The organism is Streptomyces sp. NPDC032721 (assembly GCF_055579625.1).
Genome location: NZ_JBVIMX010000019.1, coordinates 151,045 through 176,075, shown reverse-complemented (window position 1 = coordinate 176,075; position 25,031 = coordinate 151,045). Strand labels below are relative to the sequence as shown.

The 25,031-nt window shown below is 71.8% G+C and carries 22 protein-coding genes and 2 pseudogenes; 8 read left to right on the top strand and 16 right to left on the bottom strand.

The window, feature by feature from the left end; all coding sequences use genetic code 11:
• Positions 1-140: 140 nt before the first annotated feature.
• Positions 141-935 carry a protein phosphatase 2C domain-containing protein gene (locus tag ACZ5PB_RS33345; protein ID WP_468696381.1) on the bottom strand — a complete coding sequence of 265 codons (795 nt, stop codon included), beginning with the start codon at positions 933-935 and terminating at the stop codon, positions 141-143.
• Between the two features lie 371 nt (positions 936-1,306).
• On the opposite strand from ACZ5PB_RS33345, the gene ACZ5PB_RS33340 reads away from it, so the two are divergent.
• Genes ACZ5PB_RS33340 through ACZ5PB_RS33320 form a run of 5 tightly spaced genes read left to right on the top strand, consistent with a single transcriptional unit; the run spans position 1,307 to position 7,012 of the window.
• A complete protein-coding gene (locus ACZ5PB_RS33340) occupies positions 1,307-4,237 on the top strand; it encodes a sensor histidine kinase (RefSeq protein WP_468696380.1) in 2,931 nt (976 codons plus the stop codon).
• A complete protein-coding gene (locus ACZ5PB_RS33335; RefSeq protein WP_468696378.1) occupies positions 4,234-4,713 on the top strand; it encodes a roadblock/LC7 domain-containing protein in 480 nt (159 codons plus the stop codon). The genes ACZ5PB_RS33340 and ACZ5PB_RS33335 overlap by 4 nt, the downstream gene beginning before the upstream one ends.
• Positions 4,710-5,132, top strand: coding sequence for a DUF742 domain-containing protein (locus ACZ5PB_RS33330; protein ID WP_468696376.1), 423 nt, complete (start codon positions 4,710-4,712; stop codon positions 5,130-5,132). Before ACZ5PB_RS33335 ends, ACZ5PB_RS33330 begins: the two co-directional genes overlap by 4 nt.
• Positions 5,113-5,736, top strand: a complete 624-nt coding sequence (locus ACZ5PB_RS33325; RefSeq protein WP_468696375.1) for a GTP-binding protein — start codon at positions 5,113-5,115, stop codon at positions 5,734-5,736. The genes ACZ5PB_RS33330 and ACZ5PB_RS33325 overlap by 20 nt, the downstream gene beginning before the upstream one ends.
• 37 nt (positions 5,737-5,773) lie before the next feature.
• Positions 5,774-7,012: a styrene monooxygenase/indole monooxygenase family protein gene (locus ACZ5PB_RS33320; protein WP_468696373.1), complete on the top strand. Its 1,239-nt coding sequence runs from the start codon at positions 5,774-5,776 to the stop codon at positions 7,010-7,012.
• Here the strand turns inward: ACZ5PB_RS33320 and ACZ5PB_RS33315 are convergent.
• Positions 7,009-7,791, bottom strand: a complete 783-nt coding sequence (locus ACZ5PB_RS33315; RefSeq protein WP_468696372.1) for an SDR family NAD(P)-dependent oxidoreductase — start codon at positions 7,789-7,791, stop codon at positions 7,009-7,011. The two genes, ACZ5PB_RS33320 and ACZ5PB_RS33315, sit on opposite strands and share 4 nt — an antisense overlap.
• Positions 7,792-7,936: 145 nt before the next feature.
• Between ACZ5PB_RS33315 and ACZ5PB_RS33310 the strand changes: the two genes are divergently transcribed.
• Complete coding sequence (locus ACZ5PB_RS33310) at positions 7,937-8,527, top strand: TetR/AcrR family transcriptional regulator (protein ID WP_468696370.1); 591 nt, start codon at positions 7,937-7,939, stop codon at positions 8,525-8,527.
• Positions 8,528-8,546: 19 nt separating this feature from the next.
• On the opposite strand, the gene ACZ5PB_RS33305 is transcribed toward ACZ5PB_RS33310, so the two are convergent.
• From ACZ5PB_RS33305 to ACZ5PB_RS33290, 4 genes are all read right to left on the bottom strand, one after another.
• Positions 8,547-9,821 (bottom strand): C40 family peptidase, encoded by a 1,275-nt coding sequence (locus ACZ5PB_RS33305; RefSeq protein WP_468696369.1) that lies wholly within the window; start codon positions 9,819-9,821, stop codon positions 8,547-8,549.
• 100 nt (positions 9,822-9,921) lie between these two features.
• The gene (locus tag ACZ5PB_RS33300) at positions 9,922-10,230 is read right to left on the bottom strand and encodes a hypothetical protein (RefSeq protein WP_468696368.1); all 309 of its coding nucleotides are present in this window, start codon (positions 10,228-10,230) and stop codon (positions 9,922-9,924) included.
• A 10-nt stretch (positions 10,231-10,240) separates the two neighbouring features.
• Positions 10,241-10,969, bottom strand: coding sequence for a TetR/AcrR family transcriptional regulator (locus ACZ5PB_RS33295; protein WP_468696367.1), 729 nt, complete (start codon positions 10,967-10,969; stop codon positions 10,241-10,243).
• Between the two features lie 55 nt (positions 10,970-11,024).
• Entirely contained in the window at positions 11,025-11,984 is a 960-nt protein-coding gene (locus tag ACZ5PB_RS33290) for an AurF N-oxygenase family protein (RefSeq protein WP_468696366.1), read from the bottom strand.
• A gap of 170 nt (positions 11,985-12,154) precedes the next feature.
• Here ACZ5PB_RS33290 and ACZ5PB_RS33285 point away from each other — a divergent pair, with 170 nt between their 5' ends.
• Entirely contained in the window at positions 12,155-13,267 is a 1,113-nt protein-coding gene (locus tag ACZ5PB_RS33285) for a ferritin-like domain-containing protein (RefSeq protein ID WP_468696365.1), read from the top strand.
• Positions 13,268-13,282: 15 nt separating this feature from the next.
• Here ACZ5PB_RS33285 and ACZ5PB_RS33280 read toward each other — a convergent pair.
• The 9 genes and pseudogenes from ACZ5PB_RS33280 to ACZ5PB_RS33240 form a co-directional block, all read right to left on the bottom strand.
• Positions 13,283-13,387, bottom strand: a pseudogene (locus ACZ5PB_RS33280) (DUF3291 domain-containing protein); the annotation flags it as partial.
• On the bottom strand, positions 13,384-14,412 hold the full coding sequence (locus tag ACZ5PB_RS33275) for an amidase family protein (RefSeq protein ID WP_468696364.1): 1,029 nt from the start codon (positions 14,410-14,412) through the stop codon (positions 13,384-13,386). The gene ACZ5PB_RS33275 and the pseudogene ACZ5PB_RS33280, both read right to left, overlap by 4 nt.
• Positions 14,413-14,445: 33 nt before the next feature.
• Positions 14,446-15,909, bottom strand: a complete 1,464-nt coding sequence (locus ACZ5PB_RS33270; RefSeq protein WP_468696363.1) for a penicillin-binding transpeptidase domain-containing protein — start codon at positions 15,907-15,909, stop codon at positions 14,446-14,448.
• Between the two features lie 287 nt (positions 15,910-16,196).
• Positions 16,197-17,555, bottom strand: a pseudogene (locus tag ACZ5PB_RS33265) (FtsW/RodA/SpoVE family cell cycle protein); the annotation flags it as partial.
• Between the two features lie 110 nt (positions 17,556-17,665).
• Positions 17,666-18,061 (bottom strand): SH3 domain-containing protein, encoded by a 396-nt coding sequence (locus ACZ5PB_RS33260; RefSeq protein ID WP_468696362.1) that lies wholly within the window; start codon positions 18,059-18,061, stop codon positions 17,666-17,668.
• A 98-nt stretch (positions 18,062-18,159) separates the two neighbouring features.
• Complete coding sequence (locus ACZ5PB_RS33255; protein WP_468696402.1) at positions 18,160-19,479, bottom strand: ATP-binding protein; 1,320 nt, start codon at positions 19,477-19,479, stop codon at positions 18,160-18,162.
• A 71-nt stretch (positions 19,480-19,550) separates the two neighbouring features.
• Positions 19,551-21,275: a hypothetical protein gene (locus tag ACZ5PB_RS33250; protein WP_468696360.1), complete on the bottom strand. Its 1,725-nt coding sequence runs from the start codon at positions 21,273-21,275 to the stop codon at positions 19,551-19,553.
• Positions 21,276-21,446: 171 nt separating this feature from the next.
• Entirely contained in the window at positions 21,447-22,115 is a 669-nt protein-coding gene (locus ACZ5PB_RS33245) for a class F sortase (RefSeq protein ID WP_468696358.1), read from the bottom strand.
• An 83-nt stretch (positions 22,116-22,198) separates the two neighbouring features.
• A complete protein-coding gene (locus tag ACZ5PB_RS33240) occupies positions 22,199-22,528 on the bottom strand; it encodes a zinc-ribbon domain-containing protein (protein WP_468696357.1) in 330 nt (109 codons plus the stop codon).
• A 201-nt stretch (positions 22,529-22,729) separates the two neighbouring features.
• Between ACZ5PB_RS33240 and ACZ5PB_RS33235 the strand changes: the two genes are divergently transcribed.
• A complete protein-coding gene (locus ACZ5PB_RS33235) occupies positions 22,730-23,518 on the top strand; it encodes a nuclease-related domain-containing protein (protein ID WP_468696355.1) in 789 nt (262 codons plus the stop codon).
• Positions 23,519-24,137: 619 nt separating this feature from the next.
• Here ACZ5PB_RS33235 and ligD read toward each other — a convergent pair.
• Entirely contained in the window at positions 24,138-25,025 is an 888-nt protein-coding gene (ligD, locus tag ACZ5PB_RS33230) for a non-homologous end-joining DNA ligase (protein ID WP_468696354.1), read from the bottom strand.
• Between the last annotated feature and the right edge of the window lie 6 nt (positions 25,026-25,031).

The window sequence follows — 25,031 nt, the reverse complement described above, 5'->3', positions numbered from 1 at the left end:
GGGCGGCGGGGCCGCCCCCCGGGGGCGGAACGGGCGGGCAAGGGGGCGGCCCCCGGCGGAGCCGAACCCTCCGACCCCGCCCCACCTCCGCCACGGCCCCCCACCACAGACGAGTGGCCCCACCCCCCCCACACACACCCTCAAAGCTCCACAAACACAACCGCCGCATCGTCATGCCGCTTCCCCCGCACCCACTCCTCCGCCCCCACCTCCAACTCCCGCACCCGATCAATCAACCCCCACACCCCCTCCTTCCGCAGCACCCCCACACACTCCCCCCACTCCCCGGCCCCAAAGGTGTCCACCCACCGCGTGACCCCGTCCGTCATGGCCGCCACCGCCCGCACCTCGCCCCGCGCCGTCACCCCCACCAAGGCCCGCCCCGCCACCCCCGGATCCGCCGCCGCGGTGAAGAACCCGCCCTCCGAGTTCCGGTACACGTCCGCCGTCGCGTGCGACCTCAGCGCCTCCCGCGGAATCCGGTCCAGCCGGTCGTCGAGCACCGCCCGCACCTCCCCGTCCGCACCCTCCAGCAGCAACGCCGAGTCCGACAGCACCAGATGCTCGATCACCTCCGCCCCCCAACGCACCATCACCACCGTCGCCTGAGGCGTACGCACGTGAGAAAGGTCACAGGTGTCCTGGTGCGCGTCGGCGGTGCGGGCGATCGCCGCCGCCAGCACCTCCGCGAGGGTCAATTCAGGCCGTGATCCGGACAATTCGATCAGCGCGCCGCCCAGCCGCGCCGTGAACCAAGGCACCGAGTGCACACACCCCGTCTCGAAGGGTGGCGGAGTCACCCCGTCCAGTACGACGAGCGTGCCGCCCTGCCCTGCGGCGGTTCCGTCCTGGCCCCCCGCAGGCAGCGCCACGGACACCCAGTCCTCGTTGGGGCGTTCGGGGTTTCCGGGGGCGGTGGCGAGTTCGATGCGCATGCCGGCCAGTCTGCCCGAGCCGTCGGCGAGAACGAGTGGAGGCGCGAATTGGCCCATACCAGCAGGTCAGCTGAGTGGATTGAGATGGAATGATCTGTTCCGCCAAGCTGCGAGGGGGCATCCTGCCAAAGCCCGCGCGGAACTTCCAACCGGCCCACCGAGGAGGCGTCTGACGGGTCGTGACGGGAGTTGTTCGCCAACTCCTGATTGATGTTCACTCGTTCGGGTGGCGGGTCGGTTGATGCGCGCCTCCCTCCCCAGGGCGCTGGAATGGTCAAAGGCTGAATCAGTCGTGGGGGGTGGGGTGCTCGGTCCGTACGCACCTGATGTACCAGTCGTCACCTCGGCCACCTGGGCGGACGAATACAAGGATGCGAGCACCGGTGCAGAACAAGCGGCCTCGGGGCGGCGGCAGCAATGAAGGCCCCAGCGGCACGGGCACAGGCGCGGGCACGGGCGCGGGCGCGGGCCCCACGGCCGACCGGCCGGAGCAGCCCAAGCAGCCACGCCCCAAGCGCGTACGCAGTCGACTCGTCGCCTCGGTGGCAGCGGTCGGCGTGGTCGTCCTGGCAGCCGGCGGCCCCTCCGTCCTCACCTCCTCGGACGAACTGACCCGCTCCCAGCGCCTCCTGGACCTCGCCGAGCTCAACCGCCAGGCCCTCGCGCTCGCGCACTCCCTCGCCGACGAACGCGACGACGCCACCGCCCGTGCGGCCGAGTCGGTCCGCACCACCGACGACTCCGACAGCGACGGCACCCCCGAAAACGGCACCGGCACCCCCGACAAGAGCACCACCCCCGCCGACCGCACCGCCCGCGTCGACCGCCAGATCGCCGAGCTCGTCAGCCCCGCCAACGCCGCCGCCGACCCCCCGGCAGCCCTGCGCGACGCCCTCGCCAAGGTTCCGTCCGTCCGCCGCGCCGCCGCCACCGGCAGCGGTACGGACACCAACGCCAACAGCACCCCCCTCGACGCCCACAAGGCGTACTCCGAGGTCATCGACCAGCTCCGCGCGCTCTCCCGCGAACTGGCCCGCAAGACCCCGCCCCGCGCGGGCGGCTCCGGCAACGCCCCCGCCACCCTCGGCAGCGCCGTCGAGCAGGCCACCGCCACCCGGGGCCTGCTGCTCGCCGCGCTGGCCGTGCCGCGCGGTACCAGCACCACCAAGGTCGACCCGGTCACCGGCCTGCTCGTGCGGGCCGACGCGTCCGGCAAGGGCACCCGTACCCGCGACGCCCTCAGCGCCGCCGCCCAGCAGGCCCGCTTCCGGGAGGTCGCCGCCCTCGCCGACTTCGACCTGGCGGCCCCGGTGAAGGACCGCGACTCCCTCGCCGCCACCGTCAGCGGCCCCGAGGTGAAGACCGCCGAGCGCTATCTCGGCACCCTCACCGACCAGCCCACCCTCAGCACCGCCGAGCGCCGCACCGACGCCGAGCGGGTCGACTCCGCGCTGACCGCCAGGATCGACCGGATGCGCGGCGCCGAAGCCGCCCTGGCCTCCGCCCAGACCGAGAACCTGGCCGCCCTGCGCGACGACGACGTCTCCGACCTGGAGATGCGCATCGCGCTGCTCGCCGCCTGCTTCCTGCTCGCCGTCGGCATCTCCACCGCCGTCGCCCGCACCCTCACCCAGCCGCTCGCCGTGCTCCGCCTGGGCGCCGCCCGCCTCGCCGCCGACCCGCAGGGCGAGGAGCCGGTCCGCTACACCGGCCGCAACGACGAGTTCGCCCAGGTCGTACGGTCACTGAACAGCCTGCACGCCAAGGTCCTCGACCTCGGCGCCCGTACGCAGGAACTGGCGGGCGACCGCAGCCGGCTCGCCGGGCAGCGCGACGACCTTGCCGCCCTCGACGCCCGGCACCGCGCGCTGACCGCCGAACGCGACCAACTCGTCGCCGAGCGCACCGAGTTGCTGGAGCACGCCCAGCAGGCCACCGCCAAGCTGGAGGAGCTCCGCTCCACCGTCCACTCCTCCTTCGTCAAGCTCTCGCTGCGCACCCTGGGCATCGTCGAGCGCCAGCTCGCCGTCATCGAGAGCCTGGAGGAGCGCGAGCAGGACCCCGACCGCCTCGCCACGCTCTTCAAGCTGGACCACATGGCGACCGTGATGCGTCGCCACGGCGAGAACCTCCTCGTCCTCGCGGGCAGCGACCACGGCGTCGCCCACACCGGACCCATCCCGCTCGTCGACGTCACCCGCGCCGCGATCAGCGAGATCGAGCGGTACGAACGGATCACCCTCCAGGCACTCCCGCCGCACGCCCAGGTCGCCGGGTACGCCGCCGACGACCTGAGCCATCTGCTCGCCGAACTCCTGGAGAACGCCACCTCGTTCTCCCCGCCGGACACCCACGTCCAGCTGTCTGGCTGGCTCCTGGAGAGCGGCGAGATCATGCTGTCCGTGCAGGACGGCGGCATCGGCATGGCCCCCGACCGGCTCGCCGACCTGAACGCCCGGCTCGCCGACCCGGCGACGTACACCCCGGGCGACGACGACGGAGCGGACGCGGGCCAGGGCCTCGGCCTCCAGGTCGCCTCGCTGCTCGCCGCCCGGCACGGCGTCCGCATCCAGCTGCGCGAGCAGGGCCAGGGCGGCATCACGGCCGTCGTCGTCCTGCCCAAGGCGCTGCTGCCGCTGGAACCCCCGGCCGTGCCCGAGCACATCGAGCCGCTGCACCAGCTGCCCGGCTCGGTCGCCGAGAACAACTCCAACATCCTGCCCGGCCGCGCCGCCGGCCAGGACCCGCTGATCGCGGTCGCCGAAAAGGCGGTCGAGGAAGCGGAGGCGGAGGCGAAGGCGGAAGCGGAGGCGGAAGCGGAAGCAGCCGAGACCGCCGACGCCGCCGAGGGCCCCGAAATCGACCAGCCCACCCGCGAGTTCCGGCTGCCCCACCCGGCACCGGACCCGGAACCCGTCGTACCGGAGGCCGTGCCGGAAGTCGTACGGGCCGTCGTGCCGGACGTCGCACCGGAGGTCGTACGGGAAGAGACCCCCGTCGCCGAGGCGCCGGAGCCGACCACTCCGCGTCTCACCGACAAGGGACTCCCCAAGCGCACGCCCAAGGTCGTCAAGCCCGCGTCCGACGCCGCGCCGCAGCGCACCGGCGGAGTCGACGCGGACGCACTGCGCCGTCGCCTGGGCGGATTCCACCAGGGCGCCAAGAACGGCAGGCGCGATGTCGAGGCGGAGATCGCGAGTAGTGGTAACAACGGGGATCACGGGGTAAGCGGAACCCGCAGCACCGAAGGAACCGACCGTACCGAGACCGAGGGGGACACCGTCGAGGAGGCACGCAGTTGACCGCGTCGATCACGTACCGGCTGAGCAACGAAGCCCGCAACCTGCACTGGCTGTTGAGCAATCTGGTGGAGGAGGTGCCCGGCCTCGTCTCGGTCGCAGTCGTGTCCTCCGACGGACTGCTCCTGCTGTCCTCCGACCCCGACCACATGCTCCCGGACACCACCCCGGCCCTGGTGAGCCCCAAGGGCTCCACCGCCGACCTGGCCACCATCGTCTCCGGCCTCGGCTCCCTCACCGTCGGCGCCGCCCAGCTGATGGACGGCGGCGGCGTCAAGCAGACGATGGTCGCCATGGAGTACGGCAGCCTCTTCGTGATGTCGATCAGCGACGGCTCCCTGCTCGGGGTGCACGCCGCCCCGGACTGCGACATGAGCATCGTCGCCTACCACATGGCGCTCTTCGTGGGCCGGGCCGGGCACGTCCTGACCCCCGAACTCCGCAGCGAGCTGCGCAAATCCATGGAGAGTGCCAGTTGAGCCCGCAACCGGTCCCCCGCCTTCCGATACGTGGTGAGGGCCGCCGTCCCGCGCGCGTCCGCCCGTACTCGCTGACCGGCGGACGTACGCGCTTCACCCGCGTACTCCTGGTGGAGACCTTCGTGGCGGCCCTCGAAACCCCGGCCATCGCCGCCTCCCCGGAGCGGCCCGAGCTGACCGGCCGCCCCGCCGGGAACCGGGTCGCCCCCGAGATGCAGGCGATCGTCGAGCTCTGCCGCCGGATGCGGACCGTGGCCGAGATCGCCGCCCTGCTGAAGATGCCGCTGGGCGTGGTCAGGGTGCTGCTGAGCGACCTGGCCGACCAGGGAAAGATCCGCGTGTACGGAACCGGCCACGGTGCCGGACGCCCCGACCGCGCACTGCTGGAAAGGGTGCTCAATGGGCTCCGTCGTCTCTGACGAACAGGCGCTTGCCGAGGAACAGGCCGTCCCCGCCTGGCAGTTGGACCACACCAGGGCGCCCACCGCCACCAAGATCGTGGTGGCGGGCGGCTTCGGCGTGGGCAAGACCACCTTCGTCGGCTCGGTCTCCGAGATCACCCCGCTGAAGACCGAGGCGGTCATGACCACCGCCAGCGAGGACACCGACGACCTGTCCGACACCCCGGACAAGACGACGACCACGGTGGCCATGGACTTCGGCCGGATCACCCTGGACGACGACCTGGTCCTCTACGTCTTCGGCACCCCCGGCCAGCAGCGCTTCTGGTTCATGTGGGACGACCTGGTCCGGGGGGCGATCGGCGCCATCGTGCTCGCCGACACCCGCCGGCTGACCGACTGCTTCCCGGCCCTCGACTACTTCGAGAGCTGCGGCATCCCGTACACGGTGGCCGTCAACCACTTCGAGGGCACCGCGCGCTACGAGGCCGACGACGTGCGCGAGGCGCTCTCGGTGCCGCCGCACGTACCGGTCACGGTCATGGACGCCCGCAGCAAGGTCTCCGTGATCGAGACGCTGCTCGGCATGGTCGGGCACGCCCTGGACGCCACCCCCGCGTAACCCTTCCTTCTCCGTTGCGAAAAGAGCCACCCACCCCATGCGGAAGATCCTCATAGTCGGAGCCGGTCAGGCCGGTCTCCAGCTCGCCCTCGGCCTCCAGTCCAAGGGATACGAAGTCACCCTGATGTCCAACCGCACCTCCGACGAGATCCGCTCCGGGCGGGTCATGTCGACGCAGTGCATGTTCCACACCGCCCTCCAGCACGAGCGCGACCTCCAGCTGAACTTCTGGGAGTCGCAGGCCCCGCGCATCGAGGGCGTCGGCGTCTCCGTCGCAGCCCCCGACGCGTCCCGCCCCGTCGACTGGGTCGGCAAGCTGGACGGCATCGCCCAGTCCGTCGACCAGCGGGTGAAGATGGCCGGCTGGATGGACACCTTCGCGCAGCGCGGCGGCCAGCTCGTCATCCACGGCGCGGCAGTCTCCGACCTGGACTTCTTCTCGCGTACGTACGACCTGGTGCTGGTTGCGGCGGGCAAGGGCGAACTCGTCCAGCTCTTCGGCCGCGACGCCGCCCGCTCCCCGTACGACGCCCCGCAGCGCGCGCTGGCCGTCGCGTACGTGCACGGACTGGGCCCGCGCCCCGAGCACCCCGACTTCGAGGCGGTCCGCTGCAACCTGGTCCCGGGCGTCGGCGAGCTCTTCGTCATGCCGACCCTGACGACCTCCGGCCGCGCGGACATCCTGTTCTGGGAGGGCGTCCCCGGCGGCCCGGTCGACGCCTTCAAGGGCATCAAGGACCCGTCCGAGCACCTGGCCCTGACGCTGGAACTCATGGAGAAGTTCCTGCCGTGGGAGTACGCGCGGGCCACCAAGGTCGAACTCACCGACGCGGGCGGAACCCTGTCCGGCCGTTACGCCCCGACGGTACGCAACCCGATCGGCCGGCTCCCCGGCGGCGGCGCGGTCCTCGGCGTCGCGGACGTCGTCGTCGCCAACGACCCGATCACCGGCCAGGGCTCCAACTCGGCCTCCAAGTGCGCCGCCGCGTACCTGGACTCGATCGTCTCGCACGGCGACGCCGCCTTCGACGAGGCGTGGATGCAGTCCACCTTCGACCGCTACTGGGACACCGCCCAGCACGTCACCAAGTGGACCAACGCCATGCTCGGCGTCCCCCCGGAGCACGTCCTCAACCTGATCGGCGCGGCCGGACAGCTCCCGGCCGTCGCCGACCGGTTCGCGAACGGCTTCAACGACCCGGCCGACTTCGACCACTTCTTCTTCGAGCCGGAGAAGACCAACGCGTACCTCACGGAGGCGGGCGCGGGCGCCTAGGCGGTCTTGACCGCCCCGCCGTCGATGAGGTGGTCGGCGCCGGTCGTCGCGGCGGCGACCGGCGAGGCGAGGTAGGCGACCAGCGCGGCCACCTCCGCAGGCTCGATCAGCCGGTCGATGACCATGCCGACGGTGGCGGGCAGCCCGGCCAGCAGGTCGGCGTGCGAAACGCCCATGGTCTCCGCGACCCCGGCGCCGTAACCGGTCGGGCTCTCCCACATGTCGGTACGGACCGGCCCGGGCGAGACGGTGTTCACCCGCACCCCCCTCGGGCCGAATTCCTCCGAGAGCGCCTTGCCGAACGCGGTCGTGGCGGCCTTGGCCGTCGCGTAGGCGACCGGGCTGCCGAGCGGGACCCGGGCGCTGATCGAGGACAGGTTGACGATCGCGCCACGGCTCTCCAGCAGGGCGGGCAGCGCGGCGCGGGTCACCCGCACGGTGGCGTGCAGGTTCAGGTCCATCACCTCGGCCCACTGGTCGTCGCTCTGGTCGAGGAAACCGCCCTTCAGCTGCCCGTCGCCGCCGCCGACGTTGTTGACCAGGATGTCGAGGCCGCCCAGTTCGGCCACCGCCCCTGCCACGAGACGTCCGGCCCCGGCGGGCTCCGACAGGTCCACCGCCACGGGTATGGCGCCGGTCTCCGTCACTTCCCCGGCGGGCTTGCGGGCGGCCGCGACGACGCGCACCCCCTCGGCGGTCAGCGTGCGGACGACCGCCAGCCCGATGCCCCGGCTGGCTCCGGTCACCAGAGCGGTCTTGCCCTTCAGACGCAGGTCCATGGTGCTGCTCCCTCATCGGTAAGTGCAACGCTTGTGATGCACTGAACCTAGAACATGCATCACCAATGTTGCAAGTAATAGGGAAGCTGCCACACGCGCGTACACTTGCCGGGTCGTGCGTCACCGTGCAGAAGGAACCCCCGCCATGTCGCTGCCCACCTCCCCGAAACCGCTCCGTGCCGATGCCGAGCGGACCGTGCGCGCGATCCTCGAAGCCGCCGAGCGGGTCCTGTCCGCGAACCCCGCGGCGACCATGGAGCAGATCGCCGAGGCCGCCGGGGTGGCCAGGACGACCGTGCACCGCCGGTTCGCCTCACGGGACGCCCTGATCGCGGCACTCGCCGCCTGGGCCACCGGGAAGTTCCACGAGGCCGTCGAGGCGGCCCGCCCCGAGACCTCCCCGCCCGCCGTCGCGCTCTACCAGGTCACCGCGAACGTGCTCCGGGTGAAGATCGGCTGGGGCTTCGCCATGGGCGCTCTGCCCACCGACGCGCCCGAGGTCGCGCGCGTCCACGCCGACGTACTGGAAAGGTGCGAGCGGCTGTTCGCGCGCGCCCGGGACGCGGGCCTGTTCGGACCCGACGCCGACCCCCGGTGGGCCCGCCGCGTCTACTACGCCCTCATTCACGAGGCGGCCACCGAGGCACCGGACACCGACGCCGACGTCGACGCCCTCGCGACCCGGGTCGTCGACACCCTGCTGCACGGCGTCGGCGGACCGCCCGCCAACGGCTGAGACCGCTGAGGCCGCCCCCTCACTCGGGCGCCGCCTCCGAGCCGTACCCCGCGTCGGAGCCCGCGTCGGACCCCGGCGACGGCACGGGCAGGTCCGGCGGTACGTACCCCCGCAGCGGCGCCAGCCTCGGGTCGGGCCGGACCGCGCCCAGGACGGGATTGGCCGCTAGGGGCGACACCTTGACGTGCGCGCCGGGCCGGGGCGCCTGGATCACCTGCCCGTTGCCCAGGTAGATCGCCACATGGGTGGCCTTCGGGAAGTAGACCACCAGGTCCCCGGGCCGCAGCGAGGACAACGGCACGCGCGGCAGCTCGCGCCACTGCTCCTGGCTGGTGCGGGGGATGGTGCGGCCGGCCGCAGCCCACGCCTGCTGGGTGAGCCCGGAGCAGTCGAAGGAGCCGGGCCCCTCGGCCCCCCAGACGTACGGCTTCCCGAGCTGCCGCGTCGCGTACGTCAGCGCACGGTCGCCCTCCCGCGAGGGTGCACGCGAGGCCCGCGCACCACCGGGACCGAACGCGCCCAGCGCACCCGAGCCGAGCAGCTCGCGCTGAGCGCTGTCGGCGTTGCGGTCCTCCAGGGCCGCCAGCTCGGCGAGTTCGGAGGCCGTCAGGGAGGCCAGCAGCGCCTCCACCCGCTTCAGCCGCGCCTGGACCGCGTCACGGGCCTTCTTCTGCTTCGCGGCCAGCGCCTGCTGCACGTCGAGCGCCCCGCGCGCCTTGGTGGCCAGTGCGTCGGCCCGCTTCTCGTTGCTCGCCAGCCGCGCCACCTTCACCGCACGGGCCGCCGCCGCCCGGCGCAGGGTGTGGTTCTGCATCAGGGCGTGCTCGGGATCGCTGGAGGTCAGCAGGCGCACGAAGGAGGAGTACGCGTGGTCGCCGCGCCCCTTGTACTGCTCCCTGGCCAACTGCCCGGCCGCCCGCCTGCCGTCCGCGAGCGCTACCCGGACCTTCCCCAACTCCCTTGTCATGCGCTGCACTTCGGCGCGCTGCGCCTTCAGCTTCTCCTCGGTGCCGTTGAAGGCCTCGGTGGCCTCCTCGGTCTCCTGGTAGAGCCGCTGGAGATCGGTGAGGAGCTGGTGGACATCGGAGCCCGCCGGGTCGGAGCCCGCCGGGTCGGAGCCCGCCGGGTCGGGGGCGGCCGGGTCGAGGGGGACGGCCGAGGCGACGGGGGTGGCCGGGTCGGCGGGGGCCACGGGGACGACCGGGTCGGCGGGGGCGGCCGTCGCGCTCCCGGTCGCCGTCAGTACGGTCGCCGCCGCGGCCAGTACCACGGCGGTCGCGAGTTTCCCTGACATGCCATCACCTCCGCTACCGCGCCGGGCAGGAGGCCCGGCTCAGCCCGATGCTGGGCTCGCGGAGGTGCTGCCACCCCTCGGGTGGTCGGTACGGCGCAGCTCAGTCACCCGTACCGGTCGAAGAAGGTCCGCCCCCGGCGTGGCGGGTGGACTTGCTCCACGGCCACTTGGGGCTCCAGGGCTCACGCCCCTCGGGGACGTACACGTACTTCCAGCCGCGCTGGAGGCCGAGCCGTTTGGTGTAGCCGACGGGGGTGCGCTCGTAGGCGTGGACGGCGGGGGCGCCGCCCGCCGGGTCCGGCACCGGAACCTCGTACCACTTCGGCGGGTTCCCGGTCGGCCCGGTCAGTACGGACAGCACGTGCCCGTCCAGCGGGCCGCCGACGAAGGGGGTCTTTTCGCTTCTCACCCGTCCAGTGTCACAGCAGGTGGGCGGCTTCGGTGAGGACCGGCAGCACGCGGCGGACCAGCTGCCCGGCCGCACCGTCCGCCGTCTCCAGCTCCAGTGCCGCGCGGGTGACGGCCGCCGTCTGCGGATCGGTGGCGGCGGTGGCGGTGAGGAGGGCGACGAAGTGGTCGACCAGCCAGCCGCGGAGCTCGGGCAGCGGGGGCTGTTTGCCCTCGTCGAGCCAGATGAGGGAGGCGGCCTCGACGGCGGATATCCAGGTGCGGACCATCATGCGCAGCCGGGGCCCGGCGGTCTCCGGCAGGTCGAGGTGGAGCAGGATCTGCTCGGCGGCGGCCCGTCTGACCCCGTCGACGGTGGCCGTCGTACGGGAGGTCTCGACGACGCTGCCGCCCTGGAGCAGGGCGCTGAAGCCGGTGTCGTGGGTGTCGACGAAGGCGAGGTAGCGGTCGAGCGCGCTGGCCAGGCGCTGGGTGAGGGGGCCGGTCTGCGGCTCGGCGAAGCACAGGGTGAGCTCGTCGGCGGCGGAGCGCAGGGCGTCCTCGTACAACTGGACCTTCCCGCCGGGGAAGTAGCGGTAGACCAGCGGCCGCGAGACGCCCGCCGCCTCCGCCACGTCGTCGACGGACACGTCCTCGGGGGCGCGGTGCGCGAAGAGGGTGAGCGCCGCGTCGATGAGCTGGCGGCGGCGCTGTTCGACGCTGAGACGGCGGTAGGCGGGGGAGGAGGCGGCGGTGGTCATGCGGTGCAGCGTAATCGGGCGGTGACGCTGCCGGGCGGGCGTTCGCCCGCCGCTTCTAACGGGCCAGCAGGCCGGAGCTGATCCACAGGCGGCGTCCGGGGCCCCGCAGTACGCCGATGTCGTCGAGGAAGTCGGTCAGCCGCTTCGCGCCGCTCTGCATGACCTCCGTGCGGTGGCCGCTCGCCTTCACCTGGGCGACCGCCTCGCGGCGGTCCAGGCCCACGTTCTCGTACGCCTTGGGGTTGATGAAGCAGGTGGAGAAGACCCGGGCCGCCTCGCCGCAGCTCAGCCGGGTGAACTCCTGCTCCCAGCGCGGCGCGGTGACCATCTGGCGGCGCAGCTCCTCCCGGGCGTAGCGCACGTGCCGTGCCTCCTCGATGACGTGGATGCGTGTGACGCCGCGCACCAGCGTCTGGACGCGCTCGTCCGGGAAGGTCAGCCGCTGCATCCAGTCGAGGATCTCCTCGCCGAGGAGGGTGGCGGCGAAGGAGCCGGGGGTGGTCGAGACGGTCTTCAGGACGCGGGCCAGGTTGTGGTAGACGCGCGGCACCGGGTAGTTGGGCGCCCCGCCCTTCTGGATCATCCTGGCGAACATCATCGAGTGCCGGCACTCGTCCGCGATCTCGGTGAGCGCGTACCGCACGTGGTTGCTGGTCACCGACTTGTCGTAGATGTGGCGCACCAGCAGCTGCATCAGGATGATCTCGAACCAGATGCCCAGCGAGGCGATGGCCGCCGCCTCGTGCCGGGCCAGTTCCATCCGCTGGTCCTCGGACATCTTCTTCCACATCGGGGTGTCGTACAGCGAGACCAGCTCCGGCGGCCAGTACCACTTGCCCTCGTCGGCCGGAGCGTCCCAGTCGAGTTCCTTGTCGGGGTCGAAGGAGTGCTTGGCGGACGACTCCAGCAGCCGCTCGGCCACCTGCTCGCGGTCCTTGAGCATGCCGAGTGCGTCGCGCAGCGTGGTGAAGTCGGTCTCGCTGGGCTCGGTCGTCCTGGTCGGCGCGGTCGTCATCTTCGGAGCACCTCATCAATGGGGTTACCGGGGGTCACTCCTTATGAGACTCCTTGTCAGCAAGGGCGTCAATCCCTTGCGCGGCACTTGTTGACCGTTCGTCTACCCACGTGTGAGCCTGCCAACTATCGGGACACGGCACGGCTGTTGAAGAGGCAGAGGGGTCGCGGATGTCGACGCACGAGCTCTACACGAAAAGCCCGGAAGAACCGATCTGGCAGGTGCCGGCCACGGGCGCCGCTCGCTTCAGCTGGGAGTACGACGAGGGCCGCGAGCGCCTCCTCGCGCTCTACCAGAAGGGCAAGGACAAGCAGTGGGACGGCGCGACCCGGATCGACTGGTCGGCCGAGGTCGACCCGTACGACCCGCTCGGCACCCCCGACGAGGCCCTCAACCTCTACGGGACCCGGCACTGGGACAGGATGACCGACAAGGACAAGGGCGAACTGCGCCGCCACTACACGTCCTGGCAGTTCAGCCAGTTCCTGCACGGTGAGCAGGGCGCGATGGTGTGCGCGGCGCGCATCGTCGAATCCGTCCCCGACCTCGACGCCAAGTTCTACTCGGCCACCCAGACCATGGACGAGGCCCGGCACGCCGAGATCTACTCCCGCTTCCTCCACGACAAGATCGGCATGCTCTACCCCGTCAACGACAGCCTCCAGGGCCTGCTCGGCGACACCCTCCGCGACTCCCGCTGGGACATGCCCTACCTCGGCATGCAGGTCCTCATCGAGGGCCTCGCCCTCGCCGCCTTCGGCATGATCCGCGACACCACCACCAAGCCGCTGCCCAAGCAGATCCTGGCGTACGTCATGCAGGACGAGGCCCGCCACGTCGCCTTCGGACGGATGGCTCTGCGCGACTACTACAAGCAACTCACCGACGTGGAGCGCAAGGAGCGCGAGGACTTCGTCATCGAGGGCTGCTACCTGATGCGCGACCGGCTGCGCGGCATCGAGGTCCTGGAGAACTTCGGCATCCCGAAGCGGGAGGCGGAGGAGCTGAGCGAGCAGTCCGAGTTCCTCGCGCTCTTCCGGAAGCTGCTGTTCAGCCGGATCGTGCCGTGCGTCAAGGACATCGGACTGTGGGGCGAGCGCCTCCAGCAGGCGTACGTAGACATGGGCGTCTTCGAGATGGGCAACTCCAACCTGGACCTGCTGATGAGCCAGGACGAGGAGATCGCGGAGCAACTGGACAGGGAACGGTTCGCGGCGGAGGAGCGCGAACGGGTCGAGGAGGTGCGCGACGCGATCGCGGACGGGGCGGCCGGCGAGGCGTGAGCGGGGCGGCCGGTGCCCCGCCGGTACCCACCGCAGGGCCGCCATCGCCACCTCCACCCGCTCGAACCACTCGTACCCGCGCTTGAGCAGCTCGCGGTGCCGTCGGTCGCGGAGACTCATGCGGCGAACGTAGCGGCGGCCCGGGCGAGCAGCGACTCCGTCCCGAAGTCCGAGACCACCTGGAGCCCCACGGGGCAGCCGTCCCGGGTGAAGCCCGCCGGAATGCTGAGGGCGGGATGCCCGCTGACGTTGAACGCCCAGGTCAGCGCGGTCGAATAGCGGCCGTCGGGCCCTTGGTGCCCGTGCGGGGGAAAGGGGGTGGTCGGCGTCAGCAGCAGCCGGGTGCGCGAGAACAGCTGCTCCAGCAGGGAGTCGTTCTCCCGCCGGAGCGCACGCGTGGCGGCGGTCTCCGACTCCCCGCGCACGGCGAACCACACGTCCTTGGGGTCACGCAGCGCGAACCCCGGCTCCTCCTCCAGCCGTACGAGGCGGGCGGCGGCCCGCCGGGCGATCGCGACCACTTCCGGGTCGAGGTCGGCCCCGGCGAACCCGAGGTCGTCCGACCAGACGCCGGTCGCGGGAAACACGCCCGCGTGATCCTCGTACCCGTCCGCCACGCACCTCAGATACGTGTCGACCTCCGCCGCCGACCGGGCCAGCACCCCCGCCGTGGCCAGCCCCGTCCGGTCCGGCGAGGGCAGCAGCCCGCGCGTGGTCCTGAGCCCGAGCACCCCGCACCACGCGGCCGGTATCCGCACGGACCCCGCCCCGTCGCTGCCGGTCGCCAACGGCACCATCCCGGCCGCGACCGCCACCGCGGAACCGGCCGACGACCCCCCGGGCGTACGGTCCGCCCGGTACGGGTTCAGGGTGCGCCCACCGGCCCCCATGCCCCAGGTCTGCCAATACGTCCCGGGCCCCGGCACGGAGGTGGCCCCGACGGGAACGGCCCCCGCGGCACTCAGCCGCCGCGCCGCGTGACTCCGCCGCCCGCCGAGCCCCTTGACGGCGAACGGGAGCCCGGCGAGCGGGAGTTGAGGATCAGGCCTCGCGGCCCGGGCCTCGTCCGCCCAGACTTCGAGGAAGGCGTGGAGGGCGGGGTCGAGAGCGGCAATCCTGTCCAGCGAATCTTCGACGCTCTGCATGCCGGCCATTCTCCCTGGAGAGGGGGCCGGGCCTCACCCCACCACCGCCTCCATCACGGCCCGCGCAATCGGCGCCGCCAGCCCGCCCCCGGTGATGTCCGCCCGCCGCGCCGCCGCGTCCTCCACCACCACCGCGACCGCCACCCCCTTGCCGCTCTTGTCCCCGCCGTCCGCCCCCCGCGCCCAGGAGATGAACCACGCGTACGGCACCGCCGAGTTGTCGACACCGTGCTGGGCCGTGCCCGTCTTGCCGCCCACCGTCACCCCGGGGATCGCCGCGTTCGTCCCGGTGCCGTTCTCGACGACGTCGATCATCATCTGCTGGAGCTGCATGGCGGTGGCGGGGTTCATCGCCTGCTGATAGCTCCGGGAGGCGGTCTGCGAGACGACGGAGCCGCTCTTCGTCGCCGTACTCTCCACGAGATAGGGCCTGTTGAGGTCACCGCCGTTGGCGACCGCCGCCGACACCATCGCCATCTGCAACGGCGTGGCCCGGGTGTCGAACTGCCCGATCGAGGACAGGGCCAGCTGGTCGTTGCTCATCTTCTTGTCGAAGTTGCTCATGGCGACACCGGACGGAATCCGGATCCCCGGGTCGTTGAACCCGAACCGCCCGACCGCGTCGACCATCGCGTCCAGCCCGACCTCCACCCCGAGCTTGGCCATCACGGTGTTGCAGGACACCCGGATCGCGTCGGCGAGCGACGCGTCCTCGCAGCCCCTGGCCTCGTTGGGGAGGGAGGTGCGGGTGCCGGGCAGCAGGTACGGGTCGGGGGTGTCCGTCGGTGCGTCGACGTCCGTCACCACGCCCGCGTCCAGCGCCGCCGCAGCCGTCACGATCTTGAAGGTGGAGCCCGGCGGGTACGTCTGCCGGATCGCCCGGTTCAGCATCGGCTGACTGCTCGACGCGTTCAGCCGGGACCAGGCGTCCGTCACCGAATCGCCCGTACCCGACAACAGCCCGGGATCGTACGAAGGGCTGCTGACCAGCGCGAGGATCCGCCCGGTCGAGGGCTCGATCGCCGCGACGGCACCGCGCCGCCCGCCCAGACCGTCGTACGCCGCCCGCTGGGCAGCCGCGTTCAGGGTGGTCGCGACCTGGCCGCCGGGCTGCTGGGCGCGGGTGATCTCGTTCCAGAGGGGGAGCGGGGCGAGCATCGGATCGGTCCCGGAGAGCACGTCGTCCTCGGCCGCCTCGATGAAGGCGGTGCCGTACGTCTGCGATGCGTAACCGGTGACCGGCGCGTACAACGCCCCCTGGGAATAGGTGCGTTCGTAACGGAGCTGCTCACCGGTGTCCTTCGACCCGGTCACCGACCGCCCCTCGACGAGGATGTTCCCGCGGGGCTGGTCGTAACGGACGATGTTCTTGCGGCGGTTGGCCGGGTTGTTGTCCAGCGCGTCCGCCTGGAAGACCTGCACACGGGCGGCATTGAGCAGCAGCGCAACGAGCAGCACCAGACAGCAGGCGGCAGCCCGCCGAATATAACGAATCACAGCTTCTTGGCCTCCGGCTTCTCCGCTACGTCGTCGGGATCTGGGGCGGGATCGGGATCGGAAGCGGGGTGGGCAGCGTCAACATCCCGAGCCACACTGTCCCGGGGGGCACGGTCCCGAGCGGCACCGTCCGGAGCGGCAGCGTCCCGAGAGCCATCGCCCTGAGCCGCAGCGCCCCGGGCCGCACTCTCCTGAGCCGCGCTCTCCTGGGCCGCAGCATTCCGCGCGGCACCGCCCCGCGCCGCCCCCACCACCCCGCCACGGATCGCCGGTTCCTTCTTCTCCGGCTCCACCACACCGATCTGTCCCGTCTCCGCCGCCATCGGTCGGGGGCTGCGCGCCGAGTCGCTCACTCGGATCAGTAGCGCCACGATGATCCAGTTCGTCACCACGGACGACCCGCCCTGTGCCAGGAACGGCATCGCCATGCCCGTCAGTGGAATCAGTCCCATTACTCCGCCCGCGATCACGAACACCTGGAGCGCCACGATCGACGCCAGTCCGATCGCGAGCAGCCGGCCGAACGGGTCGCGCAGGGAGAGGCCCGCCCGGTAGCCCCGCGCGACCAGCAGCGCGTACAGCATGAAGAGCGCGGTGAGACCGGCGAGCCCGAGTTCCTCGCCGGCCGTCGCGAGGATGAAGTCCGACTTGGCGGCGAAGCCGATGAGGATGGAGTGGCCGAGGCCGAGGCCGGTGCCGAGGATGCCACCGGCGGCGAACGCGAAGAGGGACTGGGCGAGTTGGCCAGGACCGTTGCCCGCCTCGATGGAGGCGAAGGGGTGCAGCCAGTCCGTGACGCGGCTGTGCACGTGCGGTTCCACCGAGCCGACGACGTACGCGCCGACCGCCGCGAGCAGCAGACCCACCGCGATCCACCCCGTCCGCCCGGTCGCCACGTACAGCATGATCACGAAGAGTCCGAAGAAGAGGAGCGAGGTGCCGAGGTCCCGTTCCAGGACCAGCACGCCCACGCTCAGCAGCCAGATCGCGACGATCGGGCCGAGGACACGGCCGGTGGGCAGTTGCAGGCGCTTGAAGAGGAAGGTGCGGCCGGTGTAGGCGAGGGCGTTGCGGTTGGCGGCGAGGTAGGCGGCGAAGAACACCGCGAGCAGGATCTTCGCGAACTCGCCCGGCTGGAAGGAGAGTCCGCCGACCCGGATCCAGATCTTCGCCCCGTTGACGGCAGGGAAGAAGATCGGGACGGCCATCAGGACGAGGGCGGCGGCGCAGGACAGGTACGCGTACCGCTGGAGGACCCGGTGGTCGCGCAGCAGCACGACGACCGCGATGAACAGCCCGACGCCCAGGGTCGACCAGGTCAGCTGGGTGAACGCGGCCTGGTCCTTGGGGGTTTCGAGGTCCAGCCGGTAGATGAGGACGAGCCCGATGCCGTTGAGGAGTACAGCGATGGGGAGCAGCAGGGGATCGGCGTACGGGGCGCGGAAGCGGACCGCGAGATGCGCGAGGATCGCGAGGACGCCGAGGCCCGCGCCGTAGCGCAGCGCGTCGGGCGGCGCGGTGCCGGTCTTGCCGAGACCGGTGGCGATGTACCCGAGCACGGCGATGAGGACGGCGCCGACGAGGAGCGAGAGCTCTACGCCGCGTCGCTTGGGGATGCGGAGTTCAGGTGGGGGCGCGTCCTTCATGCCCGGAAAAGTAGCAAGCCTTTGAGGCGAATGTCCGTAAATGTCACCGAGGGGCCGGGGGCGTCATCCCGGACGCCCCCGCCCCTGCACCGGCTGTCGGTGAGGGTGGGTCAGCACCAGCGCGGGGATCGGCCCAACGGGACGATGTACTGGGCGGCACCCCAGGCCCAGGTGCCGTCGGTGAGCAGGTACCAGTGGTCGTTGCCGTCGACGTGGTCGCCGATGGTCTTGCAGAAGATGTGGACGGTGGCGCCGTACGGCTCGGTGCGGATGATGCGGCTGCTACGGGTGGGCTTGTCGCGGAGCCGGAGTCCGGAGCGGGCGGTGACGCGGCCCTCGGTGTGCTGGGGGTGCTGAGCCTCGGTGCTTCCGGTTCCGGTTCCGGTTCCTGTTCCGGCCCCGGTTGTCGTGTCGGCTCCGCTTTCCGCGAGGGCGGGGGTGGCGGCCAGGGTCGCGGCCAGCGCTCCTGTCGCGATGCACAGGGCGGTCTTCTTGAGCGTGAGCATGCTGCCTCCTAGGGAGGAGGGGGTGGCGCCCCGTTGCGGGACGCAGCCCTCAACTCGCGTGACCCACCCTAAAATCGCTACTTATTGATCGCAAAGTGTCACTTTGTGTTGCTATGCCCGGTATTGCTGGCACGCTCTTCCGCGCTGTCGTCCTCGGGCAGTACGAGCGTGGCCACGGCGCCGCCCTCGGGGGCGTTCCGGAACGTCAACCGCGCCCCGATCACCTCCGCCTGGCCCGCGGCGATGGTCAGCCCGAGCCCGTGCCCGCCCTTGCTGCCGCCGGCCTCGGTACGGAAACGCTGCGGGCCGTGCTCCACCAGATACGCCGGATAGCCCTCGCCATGATCACGCACGGTGATCACCGGCCCTTCGACCGTGACCACGACGGGGGCCCGGCCGTGCTTGTGCGCATTGGCGACGAGATTGCCGAGCACGCGCTCCAGCCGCCGCCGGTCGGTCTCGACACCGACGCTCCGCAGCACCCGTACCTCCGTACCCTCGCCCACTTCTTGTCCGCTGCCCCCGTGGCCCCCATTACTCCCACTGCCCCCGTGGCCCCCAGCGCTCGCGCCGCTCCCGGCCCGCCCGGCGTCCACACCCCGTACCGCCCGCTCGGCCAGCGGTCCGAGCTGGTGGACATCGAGCTCGACCTGCTCGGTGCCGGAGTCCAGCCGGGAGATCTCCAGCAGGTCCTCGGTCAGCCGCCGCATGGCGGCCACCCGGTCCTGCACCATCTCCGAGGGCCGCCCGACGGGCAGCAGCTCGGCGGCCGCGGTCAGCCCGGTCAGCGGAGTGCGCAGCTCGTGGGCGACGTCGGCGGTGAACCGCTGCTCGCTGAGCAGCTTGCTCTGCAGGGTCCCGGCCATGGTGTCGAGGGCGCCGGAGACGGTGGCCACTTCGTCCTGGTGCCGGCCGAGGTCCTGGTTGCGGGGATCGTTCACCCGGGCGTCGAGATCGCCCGCCTCGATACGGCGTGCGACCTGCGCGGTCTGGTGCAGCCGACGGGTGACCCGGGTGACGGCGAAGGCCCCGACGAGCAGGGTCGCGCCGATGGCCAGGACGGACGATCCGATGATTGCCCGGTCCAGCCCGGTGATGGTCCTGACGCTCTGCCGGTAGTCGAGCGCGACGGTGAGCGCCCGCCCGTCGGCCGGCCGCGCGGCCCACATACGGGGCTGACCGTTGAGGTCGTTCTCCACGAGGGTGCCGCGCTGACCCTTGAGGACGAGGCCGCGCAGCGAATCGGGCAACCCGGGAAGATCCAGCCCCGCATCGGGCGGCAATGCCTCACCGGCCTCGTACGCCACAGTGGCCCGGTCCAGCTTGTCGAGCGCCTTCTCGCGGGCCTGCTCGACGGTCTGATGGGTCACGGAGACATGCACGAGGGCGCCGAGGAAGAAGGCCAGCGCGCAGCACATCACGGTGAGAAAGGCCAAGGCCTTCCAGGTCAGGGACGCGGTCCAAGCGGGAAACCGCAACCACCCGCGCCTCACGCCCCCCACCCGCTCCCACCACGAACGAACCCGGAGCCCTCCACCGGGCCACCCTCGCGATGCCCGGGGGCCCCGGCGGCACGCCGGTCCCTCTGGTACGGGCCGATGCCGAGCCCGCGCCCCTCTCCGCTGTCGAGTCCGTCCGCACTCAGGTCACCCTGCCCGGCGCCCGAGCCCGAGCCCTGGTCGAAGTGGTGGGGTCTTTGGGGGAGCCCGCGCCTTTCTCCGCTGTCGAGTCCGTCCGCGCTCAGGCCACTCTGCCCGGTGCCCGAGCCCGAGCCCTGGTCGAAGTGGTGGGGTCTTTGGGGGAGCCCGCGCCTTTCTCCGCTGTCGAGTCCGTCCGCGCTCAGGCCACTCTGCCCGGTGCCCGAGCCCGCGCCCTGCTCGAAGTGGTGGGGCCTTAGGGCAGGGCCGCGGCCCTGCCCGCGACCGAGCTCGTCCGTACCGAGCCCCTGCGCGGCGCCGGGCACGGAGTGGCTGAATCCTCGCCCGGGGCCCAGGCCGCGCCAACCGCCGAGCCCGTACCCGCCAACTCCCTGCTCGGAGCTGTGCCCGCGCCCGGCACCCAGCCCACGTCCGGGGCCGAGCCCTCGCTCGGAACCGTCCCTGCGCCCCGCACCGTCCCCGTGCCCCGCGCCGAGCCCGCGCCCCGAGCCACCCCGACGTTCGCCCTGACCACCCTGGCCGCCCTCACCACCCTGCCGTCCCCGTCCGCCCCGTCCGGCGTCATGGCCCTTCCCCGGCTTCGGCCCGGTGGTGGAGGGGCCTCGGCCCCGGCCCGAGCCCGGTTCGGGGTTCCGGCCCGCGCCGCCGTGCCGCTTGGCGTTCCGGTCGGAGTCGGGGCGGTTGCCGTTGCCCCGTCCGGCCTGAGGTCCGGTGTCCGGGGAGCCTCCCCGGCCCATGCGCCGGGCGGAGCCCTGCCCCTTGCCGGGGTCTGTGCCGGGGTCAGTATCGGGGCCCGCGCCCGGGCCCGTACCGGTGCCTGTTCCGGGTCCTGTACCGGTGCCGGTTCCCGGGCCCGTGCCGCTCCCGCCGTCCGGCCTCGGTCCGGGGCCCACTCCCGGGCGAGGGGCGCCCGGCCCCCGGCCGGTGTGCACGATCTGGTCCTGGGTCGCGAGCATCGCGTGCTGCCGGGCGTCCCAGGTCCACGCGGTCCGGTACTCGTAGTCGGAGATCCCCGACGGCACCGTCAGCACCAGGTCCTTGCCCGCGAACGCCACACTGATCACCGCGTCCGACGTGCCCATGATCCGCGTCAGCCCGCCCTTCTCGGCGAGATACGCGCGGATCGCCAGCTGCCCCTCCGGCATAGTGATGCCGATGATCAGCTCGTCGCGGCCGTCCCCGGTCAGATCGCGGTAGTACGGCGGCAGCACCGGGCACTGTGCGGGCTTCTGGGCACAGGTGCCCAGCTTGGCGACGGTCTCGGCGTAGAGCCCGGCCGGTCCGGTGTACGTGTCCGGGTGCGCGGCCGCCTCGGCCTTCACCACCGCGACGGGATCGACCTTGCGCACATCGCCGTCCGGCAGCTTGATGCCCTTGGCCGTCTCCGTCTCGGCCATCCCCAGGTCCGAACCCGGAACCTTGGCGGGCGGCAGCGTGGGCCACAACCGCACCGGACCGGCCGCCGTGGGGGCGACCCCCGCGCTCTTCAGCTCGCCGGCCCCGCCGCACCCCGCGACCGCCCAGGACAGCAGCACCACCAGCACGACGACTCCCACGACCCTGGCCCACGCTCCGCCACCCGCCGGAGCCCGGTCCGCCCCGGCCGCCGCCGCCGTCCTCGGGGCACGCCTCGACCGGGCGCCTGGCTCCGGTCCGCAGACCGTTCCCCTGCGCCCCCCACCACTCTCCGGTCGGCGGCGGTACAAGAACTCCCCTCCCTGCCGGCCCTACTTCACGAGGTCGGCGAAGAAGATGATGTTGTCGGAACGATGGCCGTCCCGGATAGGGCCCCCACACGTGATGAGGCGCAGCTCCGGGCGGTTGGTCTTTCCATAGACCTTATGGGTAGGGAATTCCTTTTTGTCGACTTGTTGAACCTCGCGGATCCTGAACCGGGCGGTACTGCCGTCCGCCCGGCTCACCTCGATGGAGTCCCCGACCTTCATCTTGTCGACGTGACGCATCAGGGCGGGACCCCGGGCGGTGTCGTAGTGCGCCACCAGGATGGCGGCCCCCTTCTCGCCGGGTGTGACCGCCCCCGTGTACCAGCCGGGCTTCTCGGCGTCGGCGACCGGGGGGACCTCAAGTTCCTGGTTCGCGTCCAGCCCGAGGCGGAGCATGCCGTTCGCCCTGACCCCCGCCGAAGGAATGGTCAGCCCGGTGGGCGGGGACGCCGCGAGCGGCGCCACCCCCTGCTCCTCCCGTCCCTGCCCCTGCTTCACGGGCTGGGTCGTGGCATTGGTGACGCTCACATCGGGCGCCAGGGCCGCGGAGGAACCGCCGCCACCGCAGGCGACGAGCCCGCCGCCGAGCGCGACGGCGAGCGCGGACGCGGCCATGACCCTGGCCGTACGGGGCGGCTGCTTCTGCTTGCTGGGCTTGGTCGTCGTACTCATGCAAAGCAGCCTAAATGTCCGCTATTGCGAAGGTTCATCGACCAGGTAACAGCCACCCGACGCAAACGGCCCGACGCGAAGTCCTACTGGTACGGATTCTGCTGCTGAGGCATCCCCGAGCCCCCCTGCCCGTACGCCGGATTCCCACCGGGCCCGCCCTGTCCACCAGGGCCGACCTGGCCGCTCTGCGCCTGAAGCCGCTCAGCCTCCGCCTGCTCCACCCGCCGCTCGGCACCGCAGAACGTGCACTGCGTGACGTACTTCGTCGAGACGGGAAAGAGTGGAATGAAGAACAGCGTGAACTTCGTGACGTACTTCCGCAGCGAATGCGCCGCCGGATTGCCGCACTGCCCGCACAGCAGCATCAGCATCGCCAGCTGGTACGCGTACCCCTTGGTCCCAAAGATGATCACCGAAAGCCCCCGATTCCCAGACCGTACTGAGGCAACGCACGGCCCCGGCACCAGGTTCCCACCCGGGAACGGCCACTCCGCCCCCACCCCCTCCCCGAAGGACAAACTCCCCACCCTTCCGCCCAACTCCGGCCCAAATCCGCCCACTTGTTGCCCCCAGGCCCCTCGCCTGTTCCCATAGCAGGCAGGGGGTGCTGCGAGATGAAACCACTACGAGTCACACCGACCCACGGCCCCAACGGCCCCCGCCTCTACGTCAGCCTCCCCACCGGCCGGACCCTCGCGTGGTACGACCGCGACACCGGCCGGGTGAGCCTCCTGGCGGAGGGGCGCCGAGACGAGGTCCTGACGGCCCTGGCCCCGTACGTCGCGGGGCCGGGCCCGCTCACGGTCGGCCCGCCACCGGTCCCGACCTCGGCGGACCTGGTCCGGCTGTCCCTCCACCCGGACGACGACCTGGCCCCCAACCGCCCGGGCGAGGCCCTGTACGCCGCCCTGGACGAGGCCCGGCCGGCCCGCCGCTTCCGCCAGGACCCACGCCGCGAAACCCTCGCCGCGCTCCAGCGGATCGGCGACGAGCTGGATGCCCTCGAACCCGCGGGCTGGCGGGTCCTGCACTCCATCCCGCTCCCGGGCCGGACCTACCTGGACCACCTGCTCATCGGCCCCGCCGGCGTCCTCACGGTCCACACCGTCCCCGCCCACCGCCACCGCTTCCACCTGAACGCCCCCACCGCGGCCCCCCACCTGCGCCACGCCACCCACGACGCCGAACGCGCCTCCCTGGCCCTGGCCACAGCCGCCCGCCCGGCCCTGGCGATAGCGGGCGCCTCCCGCATAGACGGCGGCCCGCCCCCCGACGACGTACTCCTCCTGCAAGAGGGCGCGACGACCACACCCCTGTCACACCTGGGCGGCGTACTGAAACCGGCCGACATCGAATCCCTCTACGCCTCAGCCCGAGACCGCCACACCTGGCTACGCACGTAACGCTGCCACCGGGCTCAATTCCGCACCACCGCCGCGCCTGCGGCGGGCTGGAGGGCGCCCCTCCCCGCCCCTTCCCGCTGCGCTCAATTTGCGGCTGCCGCCGCGTGGCGCTGGCTGGTCAGGCGGTGTCGCGCCTGCGGCGGGCTTTGCCCCTCCCCGCCCCTTCCCTAAACCGCTGGCCGCGGGGCCAGGGGTGCTTACGCGCGGGCCGGTGGGTGGTTGCTCGCGCAGTTTCCCGCGCCCCCAAAATAACCACTCGTGCCCAGCGCCGCGCAGTTCCCTGCGCCCGTCAGCGACGAGTACTTCAGGGGCGCGGGTAACTGCGCGGCCAGCCACGAACAACCCGCACTGTGACCAGCGGCCGTGGCCGGGCCCGCCACCTTCCCACCCACCCACCCACGCACCGCACGGGCCACCCACCCAGGCAATCGCACGTGTCGGCAGCCCATGCACCCGACGGGCTGGCAGCCCACCCACCCCCACCCGGCCCGTATGGGCCCAGGGGCATGGGGCGCAGACCCAGCAGCCCACCCCCACCACCCGCACCGCCGGGGCCTGGGGCAGCGCCCCAGTTTCGGGAAGGGGCGGGTAGGGGAAAAGCCCCGCGCAGCGGCCCCCCTCACCCCCTCGGCAACACCCCCGCCCGATTCGGATTGAGCAACGGCCCCAACAAATCCCCGTACCTCTCCAACCGCCCACCCACATCCCCGATCAAAAACCCCAACGAATCACCCCCACCCCCCTCCACCTCCTCCCAAGTAACCGGCACAGAAACCCTCGGCACCACCCCCGCCCGAATCGTGTAAGCCGCCGCCGTCGTCTTGGACGCCGAGTTCTGACTGAAGTCCACAAAAACCTTCCCGCCCCGCAGCGCCCGCGCCATCCGATGCACCACCAGCCCCCCGAGCTCCCCCTCCGCCTCCACCGCGATCCCCTTCGCGTACGCACTCACCCGCTCCGACGCCGTCGGCTCGATCGGCACCAGCACGTGCAGCCCCTTGGACCCGGAGGTCTTCACCCACGCCCCCAGCCCGTCCACCCCCAACCGCCCCCGAAGCCATACCGCCACCTCACAGCACTCGGCCACACCGGCCGGCTCCCCGGGGTCGAGGTCGAAGACCAGCCGGTCCGCCACCCCCGGACTCTCCGACCGCCACTGCGGAACGTGAAACTCCACCACCAGGTTCGCCGCCCACATCAGCGACGCCAGATCCCCCACGACCACCTGCCGCGCCGTGCCCCCCTCGGAACGCGGCACCTCCACCGTCTTCACCCAGGCGGGCTTCCCCGGCGGCGGATTCTTCGCGAAGAACTTCTGGCCCTCCACCCCGTCCGGAAACCGCAGGAAGGACATCGGCCGGTCGTGCACATGGGCCAGAAAGGCACCCGCCGTCGTCGCGACGTAATGCAGCACCTCACCCTTCGTGGTCCCGGTGGCCGGATAGAGCACCTTCTCCAGATTGCTGAGGGCCAGCCTCCGACCCTCCACCTCCGTCATGGGCGACATAGCATA